The organism is Candidatus Eremiobacteraceae bacterium (genome assembly GCA_035314825.1).
GTDB lineage: Bacteria > Vulcanimicrobiota > Vulcanimicrobiia > Eremiobacterales > Eremiobacteraceae > JAFAHD01.
In genome coordinates this window covers 47,606-66,516 of the sequence record DATFYX010000001.1, presented here as the reverse complement: position 1 = coordinate 66,516, position 18,911 = coordinate 47,606, and the positions used below count along the sequence as shown (strand labels likewise).

The 18,911-nt window shown below is 66.9% G+C and carries 20 protein-coding genes; 3 read left to right on the top strand and 17 right to left on the bottom strand.

Annotation, left to right across the window (positions count from 1 at the left end; translation table 11 throughout):
• Positions 1-26: 26 nt before the first annotated feature.
• From VKF82_00365 to VKF82_00325, 9 genes are read right to left on the bottom strand one after another with little or no spacing between them, the layout of a single operon-like run.
• The gene (locus tag VKF82_00365) at positions 27-1,193 is read right to left on the bottom strand and encodes a hypothetical protein (GenBank protein ID HME80506.1); all 1,167 of its coding nucleotides are present in this window, start codon (positions 1,191-1,193) and stop codon (positions 27-29) included.
• Between the two features lie 8 nt (positions 1,194-1,201).
• Complete coding sequence (locus VKF82_00360) at positions 1,202-1,924, bottom strand: hypothetical protein (protein ID HME80505.1); 723 nt, start codon at positions 1,922-1,924, stop codon at positions 1,202-1,204.
• On the bottom strand, positions 1,917-4,565 hold the full coding sequence (alaS, locus tag VKF82_00355; GenBank protein HME80504.1) for an alanine--tRNA ligase: 2,649 nt from the start codon (positions 4,563-4,565) through the stop codon (positions 1,917-1,919). The genes VKF82_00360 and alaS overlap by 8 nt, the downstream gene beginning before the upstream one ends.
• Positions 4,566-4,574: 9 nt before the next feature.
• On the bottom strand, positions 4,575-5,387 hold the full coding sequence (locus tag VKF82_00350) for a SigB/SigF/SigG family RNA polymerase sigma factor (GenBank protein HME80503.1): 813 nt from the start codon (positions 5,385-5,387) through the stop codon (positions 4,575-4,577).
• Entirely contained in the window at positions 5,371-5,826 is a 456-nt protein-coding gene (locus VKF82_00345; protein HME80502.1) for an ATP-binding protein, read from the bottom strand. Before VKF82_00345 ends, VKF82_00350 begins: the two co-directional genes overlap by 17 nt.
• Positions 5,823-6,170, bottom strand: coding sequence for an STAS domain-containing protein (locus VKF82_00340; GenBank protein ID HME80501.1), 348 nt, complete (start codon positions 6,168-6,170; stop codon positions 5,823-5,825). Before VKF82_00340 ends, VKF82_00345 begins: the two co-directional genes overlap by 4 nt.
• A 7-nt stretch (positions 6,171-6,177) precedes the next feature.
• A complete protein-coding gene (locus VKF82_00335) occupies positions 6,178-6,522 on the bottom strand; it encodes a YtxH domain-containing protein (GenBank protein ID HME80500.1) in 345 nt (114 codons plus the stop codon).
• Positions 6,523-6,532: 10 nt separating this feature from the next.
• A complete protein-coding gene (locus VKF82_00330; protein ID HME80499.1) occupies positions 6,533-6,934 on the bottom strand; it encodes a hypothetical protein in 402 nt (133 codons plus the stop codon).
• A gap of 13 nt (positions 6,935-6,947) precedes the next feature.
• Complete coding sequence (locus VKF82_00325) at positions 6,948-8,135, bottom strand: aminotransferase class V-fold PLP-dependent enzyme (protein HME80498.1); 1,188 nt, start codon at positions 8,133-8,135, stop codon at positions 6,948-6,950.
• Positions 8,136-8,189: 54 nt separating this feature from the next.
• On the opposite strand from VKF82_00325, the gene VKF82_00320 reads away from it, so the two are divergent.
• Both VKF82_00320 and VKF82_00315 read left to right on the top strand, forming a co-directional pair.
• A complete protein-coding gene (locus tag VKF82_00320; protein HME80497.1) occupies positions 8,190-8,918 on the top strand; it encodes a polyprenol monophosphomannose synthase in 729 nt (242 codons plus the stop codon).
• A 4-nt stretch (positions 8,919-8,922) separates the two neighbouring features.
• On the top strand, positions 8,923-10,206 hold the full coding sequence (locus VKF82_00315; GenBank protein ID HME80496.1) for a replication-associated recombination protein A: 1,284 nt from the start codon (positions 8,923-8,925) through the stop codon (positions 10,204-10,206).
• Between the two features lie 34 nt (positions 10,207-10,240).
• Here VKF82_00315 and lptC read toward each other — a convergent pair whose 3' ends face one another.
• Together lptC and VKF82_00305 are read right to left on the bottom strand one after the other, a co-directional pair.
• Positions 10,241-12,088, bottom strand: coding sequence for an LPS export ABC transporter periplasmic protein LptC (gene lptC, locus VKF82_00310; protein ID HME80495.1), 1,848 nt, complete (start codon positions 12,086-12,088; stop codon positions 10,241-10,243).
• Positions 12,085-12,687, bottom strand: a complete 603-nt coding sequence (locus tag VKF82_00305) for an L-threonylcarbamoyladenylate synthase (GenBank protein ID HME80494.1) — start codon at positions 12,685-12,687, stop codon at positions 12,085-12,087. Before VKF82_00305 ends, lptC begins: the two co-directional genes overlap by 4 nt.
• An 81-nt stretch (positions 12,688-12,768) precedes the next feature.
• On the opposite strand from VKF82_00305, the gene VKF82_00300 reads away from it, so the two are divergent.
• On the top strand, positions 12,769-12,963 hold the full coding sequence (locus tag VKF82_00300) for a hypothetical protein (GenBank protein ID HME80493.1): 195 nt from the start codon (positions 12,769-12,771) through the stop codon (positions 12,961-12,963).
• A gap of 30 nt (positions 12,964-12,993) precedes the next feature.
• Here VKF82_00300 and VKF82_00295 read toward each other — a convergent pair whose 3' ends face one another.
• Genes VKF82_00295 through atpG form a run of 6 tightly spaced genes read right to left on the bottom strand, consistent with a single transcriptional unit; the run spans position 12,994 to position 18,880 of the window.
• A complete protein-coding gene (locus tag VKF82_00295; protein HME80492.1) occupies positions 12,994-13,794 on the bottom strand; it encodes a transporter substrate-binding domain-containing protein in 801 nt (266 codons plus the stop codon).
• 16 nt (positions 13,795-13,810) lie between these two features.
• Positions 13,811-14,788: a rod shape-determining protein gene (locus tag VKF82_00290; GenBank protein ID HME80491.1), complete on the bottom strand. Its 978-nt coding sequence runs from the start codon at positions 14,786-14,788 to the stop codon at positions 13,811-13,813.
• A gap of 43 nt (positions 14,789-14,831) precedes the next feature.
• On the bottom strand, positions 14,832-16,187 hold the full coding sequence (gene murA / locus VKF82_00285) for a UDP-N-acetylglucosamine 1-carboxyvinyltransferase (protein HME80490.1): 1,356 nt from the start codon (positions 16,185-16,187) through the stop codon (positions 14,832-14,834).
• A gap of 20 nt (positions 16,188-16,207) precedes the next feature.
• Positions 16,208-16,600, bottom strand: a complete 393-nt coding sequence (gene atpC, locus VKF82_00280) for an ATP synthase F1 subunit epsilon (GenBank protein ID HME80489.1) — start codon at positions 16,598-16,600, stop codon at positions 16,208-16,210.
• Positions 16,601-16,606: 6 nt separating this feature from the next.
• Complete coding sequence (gene atpD, locus VKF82_00275) at positions 16,607-18,022, bottom strand: F0F1 ATP synthase subunit beta (GenBank protein HME80488.1); 1,416 nt, start codon at positions 18,020-18,022, stop codon at positions 16,607-16,609.
• Positions 18,023-18,025: 3 nt separating this feature from the next.
• Complete coding sequence (gene atpG, locus VKF82_00270; GenBank protein ID HME80487.1) at positions 18,026-18,880, bottom strand: ATP synthase F1 subunit gamma; 855 nt, start codon at positions 18,878-18,880, stop codon at positions 18,026-18,028.
• Positions 18,881-18,911: the final 31 nt, after the last annotated feature.

Here is an 18,911-nt window from a genome sequence, read left to right as displayed (position 1 = left end):
GGCTCCCCGTGCGTGACCTTTATGCGTCAGTACCGAGGCACGACGGCGTACGCATGGTACGCCCACGAATACCATATGCCGTAGGCGTTTGCGATGACCGACCATGCGATCAGGGCGTACGAGAACGCGAACTTGGCGCGCTCGAGGCCGCGCGCGACCAGCGGGATCATGAAGGGCGTGAAATCGAGCGAGTGGCGCATGCCGAACTGCTCGAAACCATTCACGTAGTAGAGCAGCGACGGGATCGCGGTGAGCACGACCGCCGACCACAAAAACCACGTCTCGCGGCTGCGTGCCGGCGCGAGGAACGCGAGCGCGAGCGCCGGGCTCGTGAACGTCAGCGCGACGCCGTACCCGGTCGGTTTGAGCCACGGCGGATACGGCGTGAAATCCGGCGGCAGCATGAAGAAGCTGTACAGATTGACGGCCAGAAAGTTCAAGCCGAACGGGCTGCCGGTCTTCGATCCGACCGGATCCTCGTGGAACCACGTCGTGTAGCCGATGTCGTTGAACGTGTGCCAGCGGCCGTAATTGTAGAGCGCGAAGAGGATGAAGAACGGCAGCGCGCCGAGCGCCGCCTGGGAGAGAGCGCGCAGGCGCTCGCCTTTCGGCGTTTCGAGCGCGAGCCAGACGACGAACGGGATGCCGGCGAGCGCCATCGGAAAGCGCGACAGCGCGAGACACGAGAACAGCACGCCGAGCAGCCACGGCCTGCGCCGGCCATACCACTCGGCTAGTGCGATCAACGCGAACATCGCGCCGGCGATGTGCGCGTACATCCACAGCGAGCCGAACGCTGCGCACCACCAATAGACCGTGCCGAAGCCGACGAACACGGTCGTCCAGATCTGCACCTCGCGCGAGACGCGCATGCGCTCCAGCATCACCCAGCACGCGCAAACCCCGATGGCTGCTGCGATAGCGCAGACGACCGCCTGGTTCGCATCAAGCCCGAAGATCAGCACGGACGGGATGCACAGAATGGCCGGGATCGGTCCTTCGATGACGTAGTGCTGGCCGTTCCATGCCAGCGCTTCGATCGCCGGGCCGGGCCAGTCGATCCATAACCTGCCGTGCGTGAAGGCGTACGCGAGGCGGACGAAGTTGTCGTAGTACGCGTGTCCGCCGCCCGTGGAGAGCCAGAACAGCGCGAGCGCGACGACGAACACGATCGCCGCCGACCATCGCGACACGAAGGCCCTCATCCGGCCGACGCTCCCACCGGGTGCAGCACCTCTTGCGGAATCGCAGCGGGGAACGAATAGTCGCTGAACTTGATGATGTGTTTGAACTGATCCGAGCCCATCGTGCACTGCGCGGACACGCTTGACGGAAGCACGTACGGCCCGAACAGCGCGAATTCGATCTGTCCGGAGCCGTCGCAGTCGCGCGTCGTCACCGTGAACTGCTCGCGCAGCGGCACGCCGGTCCCGGGTTCGATGGCCAGCTCGGTGATCGCGAATTGGGCCGGCGCGAGCCGTTTGGCCCGATACACGTAGGCTTTGTGGCCGTTCACCAGGGCGCTGCCCGCGAACTCCACGTCGTAGCCGCTTCCCGGCACGTCGAACTGGTCGGCGAAATACGGCCAGCTGGCGCGCACGAAGGTCTGCGTCTGCGGGGGCCGCACCGGGGTATCGTTGATGGCGATCGTGTCGTTGCGCTGGTTGCCGTCTTTGTCGCGGTACACGCGGTGCACGCCGCTGACGATGCGCGTGGGACCGGTCCGCACCTCGCTGTACGTGAACACCATATTGGCGGGTTTTTGCAGCGCGCTCATGAGCGCGTGATATTGCGCGAGCGCCTTGGCGGCCGCGCCCGACGGCGACGGCGCGGCGACTGCTGCCGCGGCCGGCGCGAGCGCCCAATGCACGATGACGATCGCGAGCGCGAGACGCAGCGGCACGCGCGTGCGTGCGTCAGCCACGAACAGCTTTCTCGATCGCGCCGGGGACCGCGGCTAGCGCGGCGCCGATGCCTTGCGCATTCTTGCCCGCTCCTTGCGCCATCGCTGGACTGCCGCCGCCCTTGCCGTCGACCAACGGCAGGATCGCTGCGAGCACGTCTTTGGCGGATAGCCCTTTCTTGGTCAACGCATCGCCGGCCGCGACGACGACCGAGACTTTGCCGTTCTCGCGCGCCGCGACCACGACCAGACCATCCGGGAGCTGGGCGCGGATCGACTCCGCGAGGTCCTTGGCGCCGACGCCCGACTCTTCGTCTGCCGATACCGTCACGTAGCGCACGCCGGCGATCTCTTTCGCGTCAGCGACGTATTGCGCGGCGCGCTGCGAGGCGAGCTGGCTTTGCAAGGCTGCGACCTTGCGCTCGAGGTCGCGTTGGCGCTGCGACAGCCGCGAGACCGCTTCGGGCACCCGATCGCTCGGCGTCGAAAGCGCCGCGCCGACCTCATCCACGGTCTCGCGGACGGATTCGACATAGCGGTCCGCCGATTCGGACACGACGCCCTCGACGCGTCTGATGCCGGCCCCGATCGCCGACTCGCTGAGCAGCACGAAATGGCCGATCTCGCCGGTCGACGACACGTGGGTGCCGCCGCACAGCTCGATGCTCGGACCGAACGTCACGACGCGCACGACGTCGCCGTAGTCCTCGCCCTTCATGTAGGTCACGCCGCGGGAGAGCGCCGCTTCGAACGGTATCATCTCCTCGCCGATGCGATAGTCGGCGCGTATCAGCTCGTTGACCCTGCCGGAGATCTCGGAGCGCTGCTGGCGCGTCAGGGCGCCGACCGGCGAGTCGAAGTCGAAACGCGTGCGCTGCGGGAAGACCGCGCTGCCGCGTTGAGCGACCGCGTCGCCGAGCGCGTCCTTGAGCGCGCGTTGGAGCAGATGCGTGACCGTATGGTGGCGCCGTATCTCGCGCCGCCAGTGCGGATCGACCAGCGCGTCCACGCGATCGCCGGCCGCGAGAGCACCGGCGTTCACCACGCCCTTATGCAGGATGCGCCGGTGTGTCTTGTCCTCCCACTGCGTATCGCGCACGTCGAACGACGCGCCGCCGGCAGCGATCGCGCCGCGGTCGCCGGCCTGTCCGCCGCGCTCGGCGTAGAACGGCGTCTCATCGAGCACGATGACTCCCTCGGCGCCGGTTTCAAGCCGCTGCACGGGCGCGCCGCTCGAGTCGAACAGCGCGATGATGGTCGCCGCGTTCTCCAGACGGTCGTAGCCGACGAACTTCGATTGCGGCGCGTCGCTCGGTCCTGAGGACGCGACGCGCACCTCGCCGCGTTTAGCCAACGCGTCGGCGCGCGCGCGTTCCCGCTGCGCGGCCATGGCCGCGTGATAGCCCGCCATGTCGATCGCGATGCCCGCCTCGGCCGCGATCTCGCGCGTGAGATCGACCGGAAATCCGAACGTGTCATACAGCTCGAACGCGTCGTCGCCCGGCAATTCGCGCGCTCCTGTGGCGCGCAGCGCGTCGAGCCGTTCGGTCAGACGAGCCGAGCCGCGCGCGAGCGTCGCGCCGAACTGTTTCTCTTCCGCTTCAAGCGCGCGGCGAACTCGCTCGTCCGCGCCGGCGAGCTCGGGGTAGCCGTCGATCAACGTCGAGATCACGACCGGCGTCAGCTGAGAGAAGAAGCCGTCCGGAAAGCCGAGCAGTTTTCCGCCGCGGATCGCGCGGCGCGCGAGAAAGCGCAGCACGTAGCCGCGATCGGTGTTGCTTGGCACGACGCCGTCGGCTACCAAGAAGATGCACGCGCGCGCGTGGTCGGCGATGATGCGCTTGTGCACGCCGCGGTCCTCTTCGGACAGCCGCGATTTTCCGACCGGCGGCAGCGCCGCGATGATCGTCTGGTACAGATCCGTGTCGAAGATCGACGTCTTGCCGGCCAGGATCATGCACAGGCGCTCGAAGCCCATCCCGGTGTCGATGCACTGTTTGGGGAGCGGGTGCAGCCGCCCGTCAGAATCCCGGTCGTACTGCTGGAACACCAGGTTCCAGAACTCGATGTAACGATCGCAATCCGGACAACCGACGCCGCACGTCGGTTTAGCGCAGCCTACCTCAGGTCCGAGGTCGTAGAAGATCTCCGAACACGGGCCGCAGGGGCCGGTCGGACCCATATCCCAGAAATTGTCCTCGCGCATGCGCGTGATGCGCTCGCGCGGCAGGCCGATGTCGCGATGCCAGATATCGGCCGCTTCGTCGTCGTCGAGGTACACGGTCGCGTAGAGGCGGTCGGCCGGCAGCGCAAGCGTTTTCGTCAGGTATTCCCACGCAAATGCGATCGCTTCGCGCTTGTAGTAATCGCCGAACGAGAAGTTGCCGAGCATCTCCAGGAACGTGCCGTGCCTGCCGCTGCGCCCGACGTTGTCGATGTCGTTCTTGCCGCCCGCCACGCGCAGGCAGCGCTGGACGGTGACGACGCGCGGTGCCGGCGGCGGAGCTTCGCCCAAGAACTGCGGCACGAACGGCTCCATGCCGGCGATGGTGAACAGCGTCGTCGACAGCGCGTCGGGCACAAGGCTCGCGCCCGGCACATGACGATGGTCACGAGCGACGAAAAAGTCGACGAACGACTGACGGATCTGGGCGGATGTCATCCCGTAGGACTAGTTTGCGTGATCGGGGCGCGACTCTTCTTGGGCGAGGCCCTTCATCTTGGCGAGCGCGCGCTGTTGCAGGCGCGAGACGTGCATCTGCGAGACCTGCAGGCGCCGGGCGATGTCCGACTGCGAGGCGTTTTCGTAGAACCGCAGGTAGAGGATGACGCGCTCGCGGCGGTCGAGGCGCGCGAACGCCCGTTCCAGCAGATCGCGATCTTCGGCCAACTGCATCGCGGGGTCGGCGGCGCCCAGATAATCGCGCAGAGTCGCGCTCTTGCCTTCGCCCTCACCGGCGAGGTCGACGTCGAGCGAAAGCGGCGCATACGCCTGCCCGAGCTCGTGCGCTTCGATGACTTCTTCTTCGCCGGCCCCGAGCGCAGCGGCGAGTTCGGCGATCGTGGGCGGCCGGCCGAGCTCCACCGACATCGTGTCGACGGCGCGATTGACCGCGGCGTTGAGCTCCTGCAAGCGGCGCGGCACGCGTATGGCCCAGCCCTTGTCGCGGAAGTGGCGCTTGATCTCGCCGATGACGGTCGGCGTCGCGTACGTGGTGAACTCCAGACCGCGCTCCGGCTCGAAGCGGTCGATGGCTTTGATGAGCCCGAGCATGCCGACCTGGATCAGGTCGTCGAGCGGTTCGCCGCGATTGGCGAAACGCGACGCGAGGTAGCGCACCAGATTGAGATGCTCGATGACGAGCTGCTCCCGCACCTGCGGATCGCGCGACGCCGCGAACGACGCGAAAAGCGACCGCACGCGCTGCTTGTCGAAGCGCACGGTTTGACGGTCGGCGTTGGGAGCTCTAGGCTCCGCGCTCACGCGAGCCGGACGCAGGACGGACGTGCTTGGTCATCGTCAGGCGGGTGCCGCGCCCCGGATCGACCTCATAGGTCACGTCGTCCATCAAGGTTCTGATGAGGAACACGCCGAGTCCACCCTCTTGCGGCTCGCCGAGACGGCGCGGTGCGACGGTGGCGCCCTTGAAGCCCTTGCCTCGATCGCGGACCATCACGACGAGCTTCTCCGGATGGATCGTGCAGATGATGCGCACTTCGCCGCTGTCGTCGGCGTGCTGGATGCAGTTGGTGTATGCCTCTGCCACCGAGAGCTTGAGGTCTTCGATGTCTTCGATGGAAAACTCGAGCCGGCTGGCGATGCCGGCGACGGCGAGCCGGGCGACGCCGACCCACTCGGCCTTGCTCGGCAGCCGCAGCTCGATGGTGTTGTTCGCGAGGGCCTCGTCTGCGGGCGAGATCATAGCGCCGCGCTTGCGCTCGCTTCCGAATCGTAGATCCCGAAGATCTTCACCAGGCCGGTGATATCGAAGATCTTCTTGATCTGCGGATTGGTGCAGATGAGGTTGACCGTTCCGCTGTGCTCGCGCACGCGTTTGAGGCCGCCGATCAGCACGCCCAAGCCGGTCGAATCGATATAGCGCACGTTCTCGAGGTTGATGATGAGATCGTAGTGGCCTTGATCGATCAGCTCGCTGATCGTCTCTTTGACGCGCGGCGACGTATAGACGTCGATCTCGCCGTTGAGGTCGACGACCCGCACGCCGTTCTTGCCGGGGATCTCTTTGACGTCCACGTTGATGTCCACGCTGGACCTACCCGTTCGAAAGCTCGTCGATCTTGGATTGCGCGGCGTGCTTGGCCGCGTTGACCGCGCTGTCGGCGCGTTTGGCGGTCGATTCATACGCGACGCGCGTGCGCTTGGCCAGATCGTCCGCTTGCTTGCGCAGGTCGTCGGCCAGTTGATTGGCGAGATCGCGCAGGTCCGAGGCGAGGTCCATCGCTTTGCCGCGCGCCTCTTGCGCCTTGCCGGTGATCAATTCGCGCGTCTCTTCGCCCGTTTGCGGCGCGAGCACCAGCGCGAGCACCGCACCGGCGAACGCGCCGATCACGAGGCCCGAGAGAAAACCTACTCCTGAATTGCTGCGATCGTTGTCCATGTCGTCTCCTTCAATTCGATCCGTTGTCTTTGCCGCGCGACTTGGTGAGGAAGGCGCGCGCCCCGGCGCTGACGCCGGCGATCAGGCTCGCGATCTTCGCGACCGTCGGCGCGATGCTCGAGCTGGCCGCGTCCGTCGCCTTGTCCACCGCGCCGGCGGCGCGCTCTGCGACCGCGGTGACCCGGTCGACGCGGGCGACCATGCTGTCGACGCTGTTGGCGATGTTGCCGACCGAGTCCATCGTCTTCAAAATGGGCACGTCGAGCTGGTCGAGCTTGCCGTCCGCTTTGGCCAGCGTGGCCTGCGACTGCGTCAGCAGCATCCCCAGGCGGATGAAGACGTACAGCAGACCGCCGCCGATGGCGAGGCTCGCGATCCCGATGGCCAACCACATGAAATCTTGCGTGCTCATATGAGGACCTCAGTCATTCTCGGGCGCGTGAGGGACCTCCCCCAGGTACGAGTGCAGCCGACAGCGAGCGTAACCTCTCTATCATACCCGGGAGATGCGAAAGCAAACTCGCGATATCGGCTTTGGTCGTGCCCCGGCCGAGCGAGAAGCGGACCGTTCCCCGGGCTTGCGCAGCGTCCAATCCCGCGGCGGTAAGCACGTGCGACGGCTCGAGCGACCCCGACGTGCACGCGCTGCCCGTCGAGACCTCGAAGCCGACCACGTCCAGGGCGAGCACCATCGTCTGGCCGTCGATGCCGTCGAAGCGAAGGCTCGCGTTATTGGGCAGCCGCTCGCTGCGCGAGCCGTTGAGCGCCGATCCAGGGATGCGCGCGAGCACGCTCTCGATCAGCTCGTCGCGCAGGGCGCTGGTCGCCGCTGCGTGGCGCGCGACGCTGCGCACCGCCAGATCGAGCGCGGTCGCCAAGCCGACGACGCCGGCGACGTTCTCGGTGCCGGCGCGCCGGCCGCCTTCTTGTCCGCCGCCGTGGATCAGCGGCGCGGGGTGAACGCCGGAGCGCACGTACAGCGCGCCGACGCCCTTTGGTCCCTCGAACTTGTGCGCGGACAGCGACAGCGCGTCGACGCCGAGCGCCTTCACGTCGACGCCGATGTGCCCGACCGTCTGCACGGCGTCGGTATGGAACAGCGCGCGGCGCGCGTGCGCGATCGCGGCGAGCCGCTCGATGCGCTCGATCGTGCCGATCTCGTTGTTGGCGTGCATCACGCTCACCAACGTCGCGCCCGCGTTCGCCTCCAACGCCCCTGCGAGCGCATCCTCGGAGACGAACCCGTCGCGGTCGACCGGCAGTGTCGTCACGGTGTGGCCGCGCGCGCGTACGACGTCGGCCGCATGCAGCACGGCATGATGCTCGATGGCGCTGATGATCAGATGTCCGCGGCCGGCGCCGGCCGCCACGAGGCCGAACAGCGCAAGATTGTCGGCCTCCGAGCCGCTGCCGGTGAAGACGATCTCGGCCGGTCGCGCGCCGATCGCAGCGGCCGTGCGCTCGCGCGCCTCGTCGAGCGCGCGCCGCACCCGCTGGCCCGATGAATGCGGGCTTGACGGGTTGGCGTACTCCGCGCGCAGATACGGCAGCATCGCGTCGAGCGCCTCGGCGCGCAGCGCCGTGGTGGCGGCATTGTCGAGATAGACGGCCATGCGCGTCGTTTCGCGGCGGGGTCGGGCGAACCCCGGCGCCGAAGCCCTGTGCCCGTGACTTCTGACGACATGTCCGCGGCGGCCGGGCGTTGCCTGGTCGTCCTCCCGACCTACCAAGAGGCCGACAACATCCGCGCCACCGTGCAAGCGGTGCTCGCTGCGTCGCCGCGCTTGGATGTGTTGGTGGTAGACGACGCGTCCCCTGACGGGACCGCCGCGCTGGTCACGGCGATGCGATCGCGCGATCCGCGCATCGCGCTGGTCAGCAGGGCAGGCAAACTCGGTCTGGGCACCGCGTATATCGCCGGCTTTCAATACGGCCTCGACGCCGGCTATGCGGCGATCGCGACGATGGACGCCGACGGCTCGCACGATCCGGCGGCGCTGCCCGTCATGCTCGGGTACATCGACGCGGGCGATGCCGATCTCGTCATCGGCTCCCGCTACGTGCGCGGCGGCTCGGTCGAGAACTTCTCGATGGCGCGCAAGATGAACAGCGCGGTCGCCAATGCGATGGCGCGCATGCTGCTCGGACTACGCGTGCGCGACTGCACGTCGGGCTTTCGACTGTACTCGAGCGGGTTGCTGCGCCACATGCGCCTCGCCAAACTCAAATCCACCGGCTACTCGATGGTGCCCGAGCTGCTTTTCGAATCGGCGTCGTCCGATGCGCGCATCGTCGAGGTGCCCATCTCGTTCCGCAATCGTGAGCGCGGCGTGTCGAAGGTGACGGTGGGCGAGATCCTGAGCTGGATGCGCACCGTGGCCGCGCTGCGGCGTTAAGCGCATGACTGACGAACCGCGGCTGTTCGAGATCGCGCCGCCATCTTCGGAGAGCGGCGACGAACCGTTGCCGGCCGGTGCGCCGCTCGCCGCGCGCATGCGGCCGCGCGCGTTGGACGAGTTCGTCGGCCAGCAGCGCATCATCGGCCCGGGCACCGCGCTGCGCACCGCCGCCGAGCAACGCAAGATCCCCTCGCTCGTGCTGTGGGGCCCGCCGGGCAGCGGCAAGACGACGCTCGCGCGGCTGCTGGCAAAGGCGGTCGGCGCGCGCTTCGTCGGCCTCTCCGCCGTCACCGCGGGCGTCGCGGACCTGCGCCGCATCGTCGCCGACGCCAGGCGCGTGCGCGCGCGCGGCGGCACGATCGTCTTCATCGACGAGATCCACCGCTTCAACAAGGCGCAGCAGGACGCGATCCTGCCGTTCGTCGAGCGAGGCGACATCACGTTCATCGGCGCGACGACCGAAAATCCATCGTTCGAAGTGAACAGCGCGCTACTGTCGCGCAGCCGCGTCTTCGTCCTCGCACCGCTCGGGCCGGATGAGATCGGCACGATCGTCGATCGAGCGATCGCCGACCGCGACCGCGGACTGCCTTGCGCCGTGCGCCTCGCGCCGGAAGCGCGCGCCAAGCTTATCGCGCTCGCCGACGGCGACGCGCGCTCGGCGCTCAACGCCTTGGAGCTGGCCTCGGAGATCGCGGCCAGTCGCGGCACGCCCGCGCCGGTGATCGAGCCGCGCGACGTCGAGGAGGCGATGCAGCGGCGCGCGCTGCGTTACGATCGCGCCGGCGACGAGCACTACGATCTTATCTCGGCGTTCATCAAGTCCGTGCGCGGCAGCGACCCGGATGCCGCGGTGTATTGGCTAGCCCGCATGCTCGAGGCAGGCGAGGATCCGATGTTCATCGCCCGCCGGCTGGTCATTCTGGCAGGCGAAGATGTGGGGCTTGGCGATCCCCAGGCGCTGCCGATCGCGACCGCCGCGCACTATGCCGCGCACGCCATCGGGATGCCCGAAGCGATGTTCCCGCTCGTGGAGGCGACGCTCTATCTGGCGCGGGCGAAGAAGAGCAACTCGGGCTTGCGGGCATATGCGGCTGCGCGACAGGCGATCGAGGAGACGGGCACGCTGCCGGTGCCGCTGCACCTGCGCAACGCTGCCACCGGATTGATGAAGCAGCTCGGATACGGCAAGGACTATCAGTACGCGCACGACTTCCCCGATGCCAAGATCGAGCAGCAGCATCTGCCCGACGAGCTCAAAGACCGGACGTTCTTCGAACCCTAAACGGTATGGAGCGGGTCGAGTTTACTCGACCGTGCTAATGCGGCGTTGCGGTCGGCGGGGAAGTCGCGGTGGGCGACGGCGTGGGCGCGGGCGTGGGTGATGGCGAGGCGTACTGCGCCGGCATGGACTCGTTCTGGAACGGCGAGGGCGCTTGCGGGGAGAGATTGCCGCTGGGAGTCGGGAACGGCGTCGGCGTCGACGACGCGTTGGAGAGCGGGAAAATCGCCATGATCCCGCCCAGCATCTTGAAGTAATCGCTCTGCGTGTTGTAGGTCAATTCTGGCGTGTCGAACGTCCGGCCGTGCGGCTGCTCCGCATGCACGCCGCCGGTGACGTGCAGCAAGTGGGTCGAGTCGTTGAGGCTGATGACCTGACCGGTCATCCACTTCGTGCCCTGCGTGACCTTCGGATTGCCGGTGGCCGTGTAGGTCTTGGTGGCGCCGTCGATGCGCACGTGCGACGCGGTCAGCACCGTAGGATCTTTGTCTTGCGGCGTCTGCCGTCGCATGACGACGTTGCCGTCCAGATTGAAGAGGTTGTTCTTCGTGTTCCCGGTGGCGCGATCGGCCCGGAACGCGTCGGTCGTCGAGCGGCCCGTGACCTGAGACGGCGCCGAGATGGCCCCCGTGTCAGAATGGTAGATCACTTCGGCGGTATCCGCGCTGCGATCAGGCTGTTCCGTCGCGTGGACGCCGCCCGTCAGCTTCACGACGTGCACCACGTCGTCGAAGGTCAGCAGCGGCGCGCTCACCGTGCGCGTGGCCTGCGCGATCGTCGCGTTGCCCTCTGCGACGTAGCGCTTGTGCGCCTCGTCGATATGGATGTGGTCGGCTTTGAGCGCGGTCGGCGTCTGGTTGGCGCCGGTCGCGCGCTTGCCCGACGTGCGCACGACGGCATGGCCCGTCAGATCGTACACGCGCGTCTTCATGTTGCCGCGCACGCTATCCGCAGCGAAGTCGCCCTCGCGAGCCGACCCGCGGATCGCTCCGGGAACGGTGATCGCGCCCGTATCGACGTTGTACGTGAGCTGTTCGGTGTCGAACGTGCGATCGGGCGGCTGCTCGCCGTGCACGCCGCCGCTCAAGTGGAGATCGCCGGTCGCGTTGTCCAAGCTCAGCAGCGGCGCCGTCACCACCTGCGTGCCTTGTTCGATCTTGACGCTGCCGGTCGCTGTCACCGTCTTGGCCTGGCCGTCGTAGTGAAGGACGTCGGCGTAGAGCGCGACCGGTTCCTTCGACGGCCCGTTCGCTGCGGCGCCCGAATGGAGCACGACGTCGCCCGTCAGCGTGACCTGGCCCAGCTTGACGTTGCCGTCGGCGCGGTCGGCGCTGAAATCGCCGTTATCCGTGGTGCCGCTGACCGGCCCGGGCGCCGTGATGACACCGGAATCGTCGTGATACACCAATTGATCGGTCGCGAGCGAGCGGCCCGCTTCGGTGATGTGCACGTTGCCGCCAAGGGTGAACACATGGGCCGCGTCGTCGAGGCGCATCTGGTCGGCACTCATCGTCCTCGCGCCGACGATCGCGCTGACGTTCCCCGAGGCGATGTAGGTCTTGTTGCGCTCGTCGATGGTCGCGGTGTCGCTGTTGAGCGTGATCGGCGTGCCCGCGGACTTGCGATGGGCTTGGACATTGCCCACTAACGTGATCTCTTGGCGCTCGCGATTGCCGAACGCGCGGTCGGCGCGGAAATCGCCGTCCGGCCCCTTGCCGCTCACCCCGCCGGTGAGCACGATATCGCCCGTCTTCAGATTGTAGTTCGAATTGCGGAACTCGACCGAGAAACGCCCGATCTGCAGATCGGCGCGCGCGGCACGCGGCATCGCGCTCACGAGCAGCGCGAGCACGACGACGGCGGCGATGAGGTTGCGGGATCTCACGATGCGGCGGTCACCGACGCGATCGTCGCGTCGTCCACCGCGCCGCGGCGCACGATGCGCGCGGTCTCTCCGGTGCAATCAACGATCGTGCTTTCTTGCCGCAGTCTGGTCGGCCCTGTGATGAGCGCGAGCGTGGCGTCCGGCAATGCGCGCAGATCCGCACGCTCGCCCGTGTAGGCCTCGCCGCCTGAGACGTTCGCGGAGGTCGCGGCGAGCGGTCCAGTCGCGCGCAAGATCGCGGCGCACGCGGCGTCGTCCGGACAGCGAAGCGACAGCGTCGCGCCGCCGAGGGCGGCTGCGCTCGCCATGGCGGGCGCGCGCTCGACGATGATCGCCACCGGGCCGGGCCACAAGCGCTCGATGATCCGTCGTGCAGCGGGCTGGAGCGTGCGCGCGAACTGCGCCGCAGCTTCGGGCCACGCGAGATGCACCGCCAGCGGCTTGTCCGGCGGACGACGCTTGGCCCGGAATATCGCCTCCACGGCCGCGGTGTCGTCAGGCGCGCAGCCTATTCCATAGACGGTCTCGGTCGGGAAGATCAGCGTTCCACCGTGTGTGATGCAGGCGGCCGCCTCCGCCAGCGCGGCGGCGTCGGGCATACCCGCCGTTCGTATCACCCGCACCGAGGTATGCGCCTCGCGGCCGGAGGGCGAAACGAGCCGTTTGGAAAAGCTCTACTCATGATGTCCCGCCTTCGCAACCAGCTCTTCTATGCCGGACTCGCGGTCGTCTTCACGGCCGTCTATTCGGCGCTGGTGCCGATCGGGGTCGGTCGGGAACTGCGCCGCAACGCGGGCAACCGGGTCGAACGCGCGCGCCGCCGCGTCATGCGCGCGGGCGCGAGCTTCGTGCGCCGCCTGCGCTCCGCCGCCTAGACCTCGGCCGTCGCGCGCCGCGCGCGCGCCCTATTTGATGTTTTCGAAATAGATGCCCCACGTGCGTTGCCACGTGTTGAGCAAACCTGTCTTATCCATATCTGTGATCTGATCGGCGACCCACTTGGCGAGCGCATTCTCGCCTTTCTTGGTCGCGACGCCGTAGGGTTCGCTGCTATAGCGGCCCGGCAGGATGACCGCACCCGGATCCTGCTGCGCGTACGACTTGAGGATCGAGCTGTCGGTCGAAAACGCTTGGACCCTTCCGTTCTCGAGCGCGTTGAGCACTTGTCCGTAGGTGTCGAACGCGGCGAACGTCAGCAACGTGTCCGTGCCGGCCTTGGCCATGAGCGCGCTTGCCGTGGTGGTGTCCTTGGCGATGCCGATGGGCTTGCCGCTCAGATCGGACAGGCCCTTGATGCCGGAAAGCTTGGGCACCAACAGCGCGATGCCGTCCGTGTAGTAGGGCGGGCTGAAATTGTACACGATCTGACGTTCGGGCGTGATGGTGAACGTCGCGATCACCATGTCCACGTCGCCGCTGTCGAGCATCACGCCTCGGGTGCTCGGCGTGACCGCCGTGAAATTGATCTTGTTCGGATCGCCGAGCAAGCGCTTCGCGAGCTCGTGGGCGATGTCGATCTCATAGCCCTCGTAGTGCTCGGTCTTGGGGTTGAGATAGGCGAACCCGACCACGTCGGCCTTGACGCCGACGTTGAGCGTGCCGCGCGCTTTGATCGCGGACAAGGCGTCGGCGTGCGCCGGCCGCGCCAGCGCGAGACCGAGGGCGAACGCGGCGAACGCTAAGGTCGCGAGCAGACGAGTTCTCATGGTCGCCTTCCTATTCTCACATCCGTACGTGTTGGCCGGTGCCGATGACGACGCACGACATCGGATCGTCGGCCACGATGACCGGGATGCCGGTGACCTCGCTCAGCAGCGAGTCGAGTCCGCGCAGCAGCGCGCCGCCGCCGGTGAGCACGATGCCGCGATCGATGATGTCGGCCGCAAGCTCCGGCGGCGTCTTCTCGAGCACCGCTTTCACCGCGTCGATGATCGACCCTAATGGCTCGGCCATCGCTTCGCGCGCCTCTTCCGAGGTGATGGTCACGGTCTTGGGCAGCCCATTGATCAAGTCGCGGCCGCGGATATCCATCGTCATCTCTGGATCGAGCCGGTAGGCCGACCCGATGCCGAGCTTGATGTCCTCAGCGGTGCGCTCGCCGATCATCAGATTGTAGACGCGGCGGATGTGGCGCGCGATAGCCTCATCGAGCTTGTTGCCGGCGACGCGGATCGACTGGCTGACGACGATGCCGCCCAGCGAGATCACCGCGACGTCGGTGGTGCCGCCGCCGATGTCGACCACCATGTTGCCGCTCGGCCCATCGATCGGCAGACCGGCGCCGACGGCCGCGGCCATCGGCTCTTCGATGATGTCGACGCTCTTCGCGCCGGCGAGCTTGGCCGCGTCGCGCACCGCGCGTTCCTCGACCGACGTGATCTCGGCCGGCACGCAGATGGTGACCGCCGGCTTTGGCCGCAGGAACGAGAAGAAGCCGTTGCTGCGCGTCACCTTCTTGATGAAGTAGTTGAGCATCGCCTCGGTGACTTCGAAGTCGGCGATGACTCCGTCGCGCATCGGGCGGATGGCCTGGATGTTGCTCGGCGTCTTGCCGAGCATCAGACGCGCCTCTTCGCCGACCGCCAGCGTCTTGCCGCTGCGCACGTCGCGCGCGACCACCGACGGCTCGCGCAACACGATGCCCTTGCCGCGGACGTACACCAAGACGTTGGCGGTGCCCAGATCGATTCCGATTTCCAAGATTCTTCCTTATATATCTGTAGCGGTCGAATTCATTCGACCGTCACGGTGCGAACGGCGTCACGACCCGCGGCAGCGTCTCTGTCACGGTGATGTCAGGTCTCGGCAGCACCGGCGCGAGTCCGCTGACCCGCATCGCCGACGCGCCGAGCGCGGTGAGCTTCTCCTCGATGAACTCGTAGCCGCGGTCGATGAACTCCAGGCCGCCGATCTGCGACGTCCCCTCGGCGGCGAGCGCTGCCAACACGAGCGCGCCTCCCGCTCTGATATCCGGCGCCTCGACGACGGCATCCTTGAGCTTGTCGACGCCGTTGACCACCGCGTTGCGACCGGAGACCTTGATATCGGCCCCCATGCGCGCCAGCTCGCTGACGTAGACGAAGCGGGCGTCGAATATAGTTTCTTCGACGAGCGACGTTCCCTTTGCCAAACTCAGATATGAGACGAACGGCGCTTGCAGATCGGTCGGAAAACCCGGATAGGCCGATGTGACGACGTCGACCGGACTCCAAGCAGGAATCCCCTGCACGCGCAGGCTCACGCCCTGCGCATCGACGGTCGCGCCGGTGGCGCGCAGCTTGACCGACAGCGCGTCTAACATCGCCGGGTCGAGCCCCTGCAGCGTGACGTCGCCTCCGGTGATGGCACCCGCGATGAGATACGTGCCCGCGACCACGCGGTCGGGAATGACGGTGTGCTCGCAGCCGTGCAGCTTGCGCACGCCGTCGATCGTGATGGTCGGCGTGCCTTGCCCGTGGACGCGCGCGCCCAACGCGTTGAGGAAGTCGGCCAGGTCGACGACCTCGGGTTCTTGCGCCGCGTTCTCGATGACGGTGGTGCCACGCGCCTTGGTCGCGGCGAGCATGATGTTCTTGGTCGCTCCGACCGAGCGCTTGGCAAGCGTGATCGCGGCGCCGCTCAGGCCTTCCGCGTTCGCGATGATCGTGCCGTGTTCGAGATTGATGTCAACGCCGAGCGCTTCGAAGCCGCGAAGATGCAGATCGACGGCGCGCGGGCCGATGACGCAGCCGCCCGGCTGCGGCACTTCGGCACGGCCGAAGCGCGCGATGAGCGCGCCGGTGACGTCGAACGATGCGTTGAGTCGGCTGACGAGCGCGTAGGGTGCGCGATACGAATTGACCGACGACGTGTCGATGACCAGCGTGCCGCCGGCTTGTTCGCGTACGCGTGCGCCCAGGCTCTCGAGGATGGCAGCCATGACGTCGACGTCGGTGATGCGCGGCACGCGGTGCAAGACCACCTCGCCCTCGGCGAGGATCGCCGCGGCCATGATGGGCAGGGCTGCGTTCTTGGCGCCGGGCGCGTGCAAGACGCCTTCGAGCCGGCGACCGCCGTCGATGACGAGCCTCGTGGAGAGCCCGTCCAGCGAATCAAGCATGACGGCATCCGGCTGCTGGCTTACTCTCCGGTTCGGCCTGCGACCTCAAGCTTGGCGTGCGCCCATGCCAAAGCGGCGCGTTCCTCGGAATCATCGGGGCCTTTCTTCTGCGCAAGCGCCTCCTCGGCCCGCTTTAGCTCGGCGCGAGCGGCCTCGACGTCGACCTCATCTTTGGCGAGCGCCATGTCCGTCAGCACGATGACCCGGTCCGGCAAGACCTCCATGAATCCGCCGTTGACGGCGAATTCGACGTCGCCGGCTTTCACAAGGCCGATGCGCAGCGTGGTCAGCAGCGGCGCGTGATTCGGCAGCGCGCCCAGATCGCCGGCCGCGCCCGGCGCGATCACCAGCTCGACTTCGCCTTCGAATTTCTTCGATTTCGGCGTGACGATGAGCAGGTGCGTCGTCGCCACTGATCGCTACGCCTTCGCCGCGAGCGCGTCGGCGTTCGCCTTGGCTTCCTCGATGTTGCCGCACATGTAGAAGGCCTGCTCGGGCAGGTCGTCGAGCTTGCCGTCGACGAGCTCCTTGAAGCCCGCGATCGTCTCCTTGAGCGGCACGTACTTGCCCGGGCGCCCCGTGAACGCTTCAGCGACGAAGAACGGCTGGCTCAAGAAGCGCTGGATGCGCCGCGCGCGGCCGACGATGACCTTGTCCTCCTCGGAAAGCTCTTCGACGCCGAGGATGGCGATGATGTCCTGAAGATCTTTGTAGCGCTGCAGCGTCTCTTGCACGCGGCGCGCGACCTGATAGTGCTCCTCGCCGACGTAGCGCGGTTCGAGCAGCCGCGAGGTCGAGCCGAGCGGATCGACCGCCGGATAGATGCCTTTGTCCGAGATCGAGCGCGACAACACGGTCGTCGCGTCGAGATGCGAGAACGTCGTCGCGACGGCCGGGTCGGTGAGGTCGTCAGCCGGCACGTAGACCGCTTGCACCGACGTGATCGAACCCTTGCGCGTGGACGTGATGCGCTCTTCGAGCGCGCCCATCTCCGACGCGAGCGTCGGCTGATAGCCGACGGCGGACGGCATGCGGCCGAGCAGCGCCGACACCTCAGAACCGGCCTGCATGAAGCGGAAGATATTGTCGATGAACAGCAGCACGTCTTTGCCGGCCTCGTCGCGGAAGTACTCGGCCATCGTGACTCCGGTGAGGCCGACGCGAAGGCGCACGCCCGGGGGCTCGTCCATCTGCCCGAAGACGAGCGCGGTCTTGTCGATGACGCCCGAGTTCTTCATCTCCATCCACAGATCGTTGCCTTCGCGCGTGCGCTCGCCGATGCCGGTGAAGACCGAGAAGCCGCCATGCTCGGCGGCGATGTTGCGGATCAGCTCCTGGATGAGCACCGTCTTGCCGACGCCGGCGCCGCCGAACAATCCGACTTTGCCGCCGCGCACGTATGGCGCCAGCAGATCGATGACCTTGATGCCGGTCTCGAACATCACCGTGGTCGGATCTTGCTCGTCGACCTTGGGCGCGGGGCGATGGATGGGATAGAAGGCTTTGGCGTCGACCGGCTTGTCCGAGTCGATTGGCTTGCCCAGCACGTTGAGGATGCGGCCCAGCGTGGCTTCGCCGACGGGCACCGTGATCGGCGCACCGGTGTCGCGCACTTCTTGGCCGCGCACCATGCCGTCGGTGCCGCCCATGGCGAGCGTGCGCACCTGATTGTTGCCCAGTTCGCTTTGCACTTCGAGGGTCAGCTCGTGCTCTTTGCCATCGGCGCCCTTCAGCGTCGTGAGCAGTGCGGTGTTGATGTCCGGCAGCGTGTCGAGCGTGAACTCCACGTCGACGACGTTGCCCAGCACTTGGGTGACTTTCCCCGTACCTGGCATATCCTATCCCTTCAGCGCTTCCGCGCCGCCGACGATCTCCAATATCTCTTTGGTGATCGACGCTTGGCGCGTTTTGTTCATCTGCAATGTGATCTCGTCGATGAGTTTGCCGGCGTTGTCGGTCGCGTTGGTCATCGCGATGAGCCGCGCGGCGTATTCCGACGCCTGCGTTTCGAGCAGTGCCTGGAAGATGATGAATTCGAGATACTTCGGCAACAGCGCGGCCAAGACCGAACGCACGTCGGGCTCGAACTCGAACGAGTTCTTCGACGGGTCGCGTTGCCCGCCGGATGCCGCGATCGGCAGCAGCTGCATGGACGTCGGGCGCTGCACCATCGTCGAGACGAAACGGCTTGAGACCAGCGTTACCGAATCCACCGCGCCGGAGATGAAGGCGTCCGAAACTTTGGCGGCGATTTCTTTGGCGCGCGCGGCAAAAGGCATGCCGCCGAGCGTCCACTCCGCGGCGACCGGATAGGGTGAGCGTCGCAGCTGAACGCGTCCCTTGGTGCCCACAAGATACAATGCCACAGGAGCGTCGCCGCGCGCGTCCGCCGTCGCCGCGCGCACCAGATTCGAATTGAACGCCCCGCACAGACCCTTGTCGGCGGTCATGAGCAGGACGGCTCGCTTCTTGACGTCGCGTGCCTCGAGCAGCGGATGGTTGAGGCCGCTGCCGCCGGCCGATGCGAGCTGCGCCAGCATCTCGCCGATCGCCGCCGCGTACGGACGCGCCGCGCGCATGTCGAGCTCGGCGCGCCGGATCTTGGCGCCCGCGATCATCTTCATGGCACGCGTGATCTGCTCGGTGTTCTTGAGCGATTTAACGCGGTCTCTGAGCTGGCGTAACGTCGGCATCAGCGCGCCGGTCGACTAAAGTCGACCGCTC

Bases quoted from the DNA above. Each gene is read 5' to 3' on its own strand.
- alaS (HME80504.1), bottom strand. From the start codon at position 4,565: ATGACATCCGCCCAGATCCGTCAGTCGTTCGTCGACTTTTTCGTCGCT.
- VKF82_00345 (HME80502.1), bottom strand. From the start codon at position 5,826: ATGATCTCGCCCGCAGACGAGGCCCTCGCGAACAACACCATCGAGCTG.
- VKF82_00335 (HME80500.1), bottom strand. From the start codon at position 6,522: ATGGACAACGATCGCAGCAATTCAGGAGTAGGTTTTCTCTCGGGCCTC.
- VKF82_00330 (HME80499.1), bottom strand. From the start codon at position 6,934: ATGAGCACGCAAGATTTCATGTGGTTGGCCATCGGGATCGCGAGCCTC.
- VKF82_00325 (HME80498.1), bottom strand. From the start codon at position 8,135: ATGGCCGTCTATCTCGACAATGCCGCCACCACGGCGCTGCGCGCCGAG.
- VKF82_00315 (HME80496.1), top strand. From the start codon at position 8,923: ATGACTGACGAACCGCGGCTGTTCGAGATCGCGCCGCCATCTTCGGAG.
- VKF82_00305 (HME80494.1), bottom strand. From the start codon at position 12,687: ATGCCCGACGCCGCCGCGCTGGCGGAGGCGGCCGCCTGCATCACACAC.
- VKF82_00300 (HME80493.1), top strand. From the start codon at position 12,769: ATGATGTCCCGCCTTCGCAACCAGCTCTTCTATGCCGGACTCGCGGTC.
- VKF82_00295 (HME80492.1), bottom strand. From the start codon at position 13,794: ATGAGAACTCGTCTGCTCGCGACCTTAGCGTTCGCCGCGTTCGCCCTC.
- murA (HME80490.1), bottom strand. From the start codon at position 16,187: ATGCTTGATTCGCTGGACGGGCTCTCCACGAGGCTCGTCATCGACGGC.
- atpD (HME80488.1), bottom strand. From the start codon at position 18,022: ATGCCAGGTACGGGGAAAGTCACCCAAGTGCTGGGCAACGTCGTCGAC.
- atpG (HME80487.1), bottom strand. From the start codon at position 18,880: ATGCCGACGTTACGCCAGCTCAGAGACCGCGTTAAATCGCTCAAGAAC.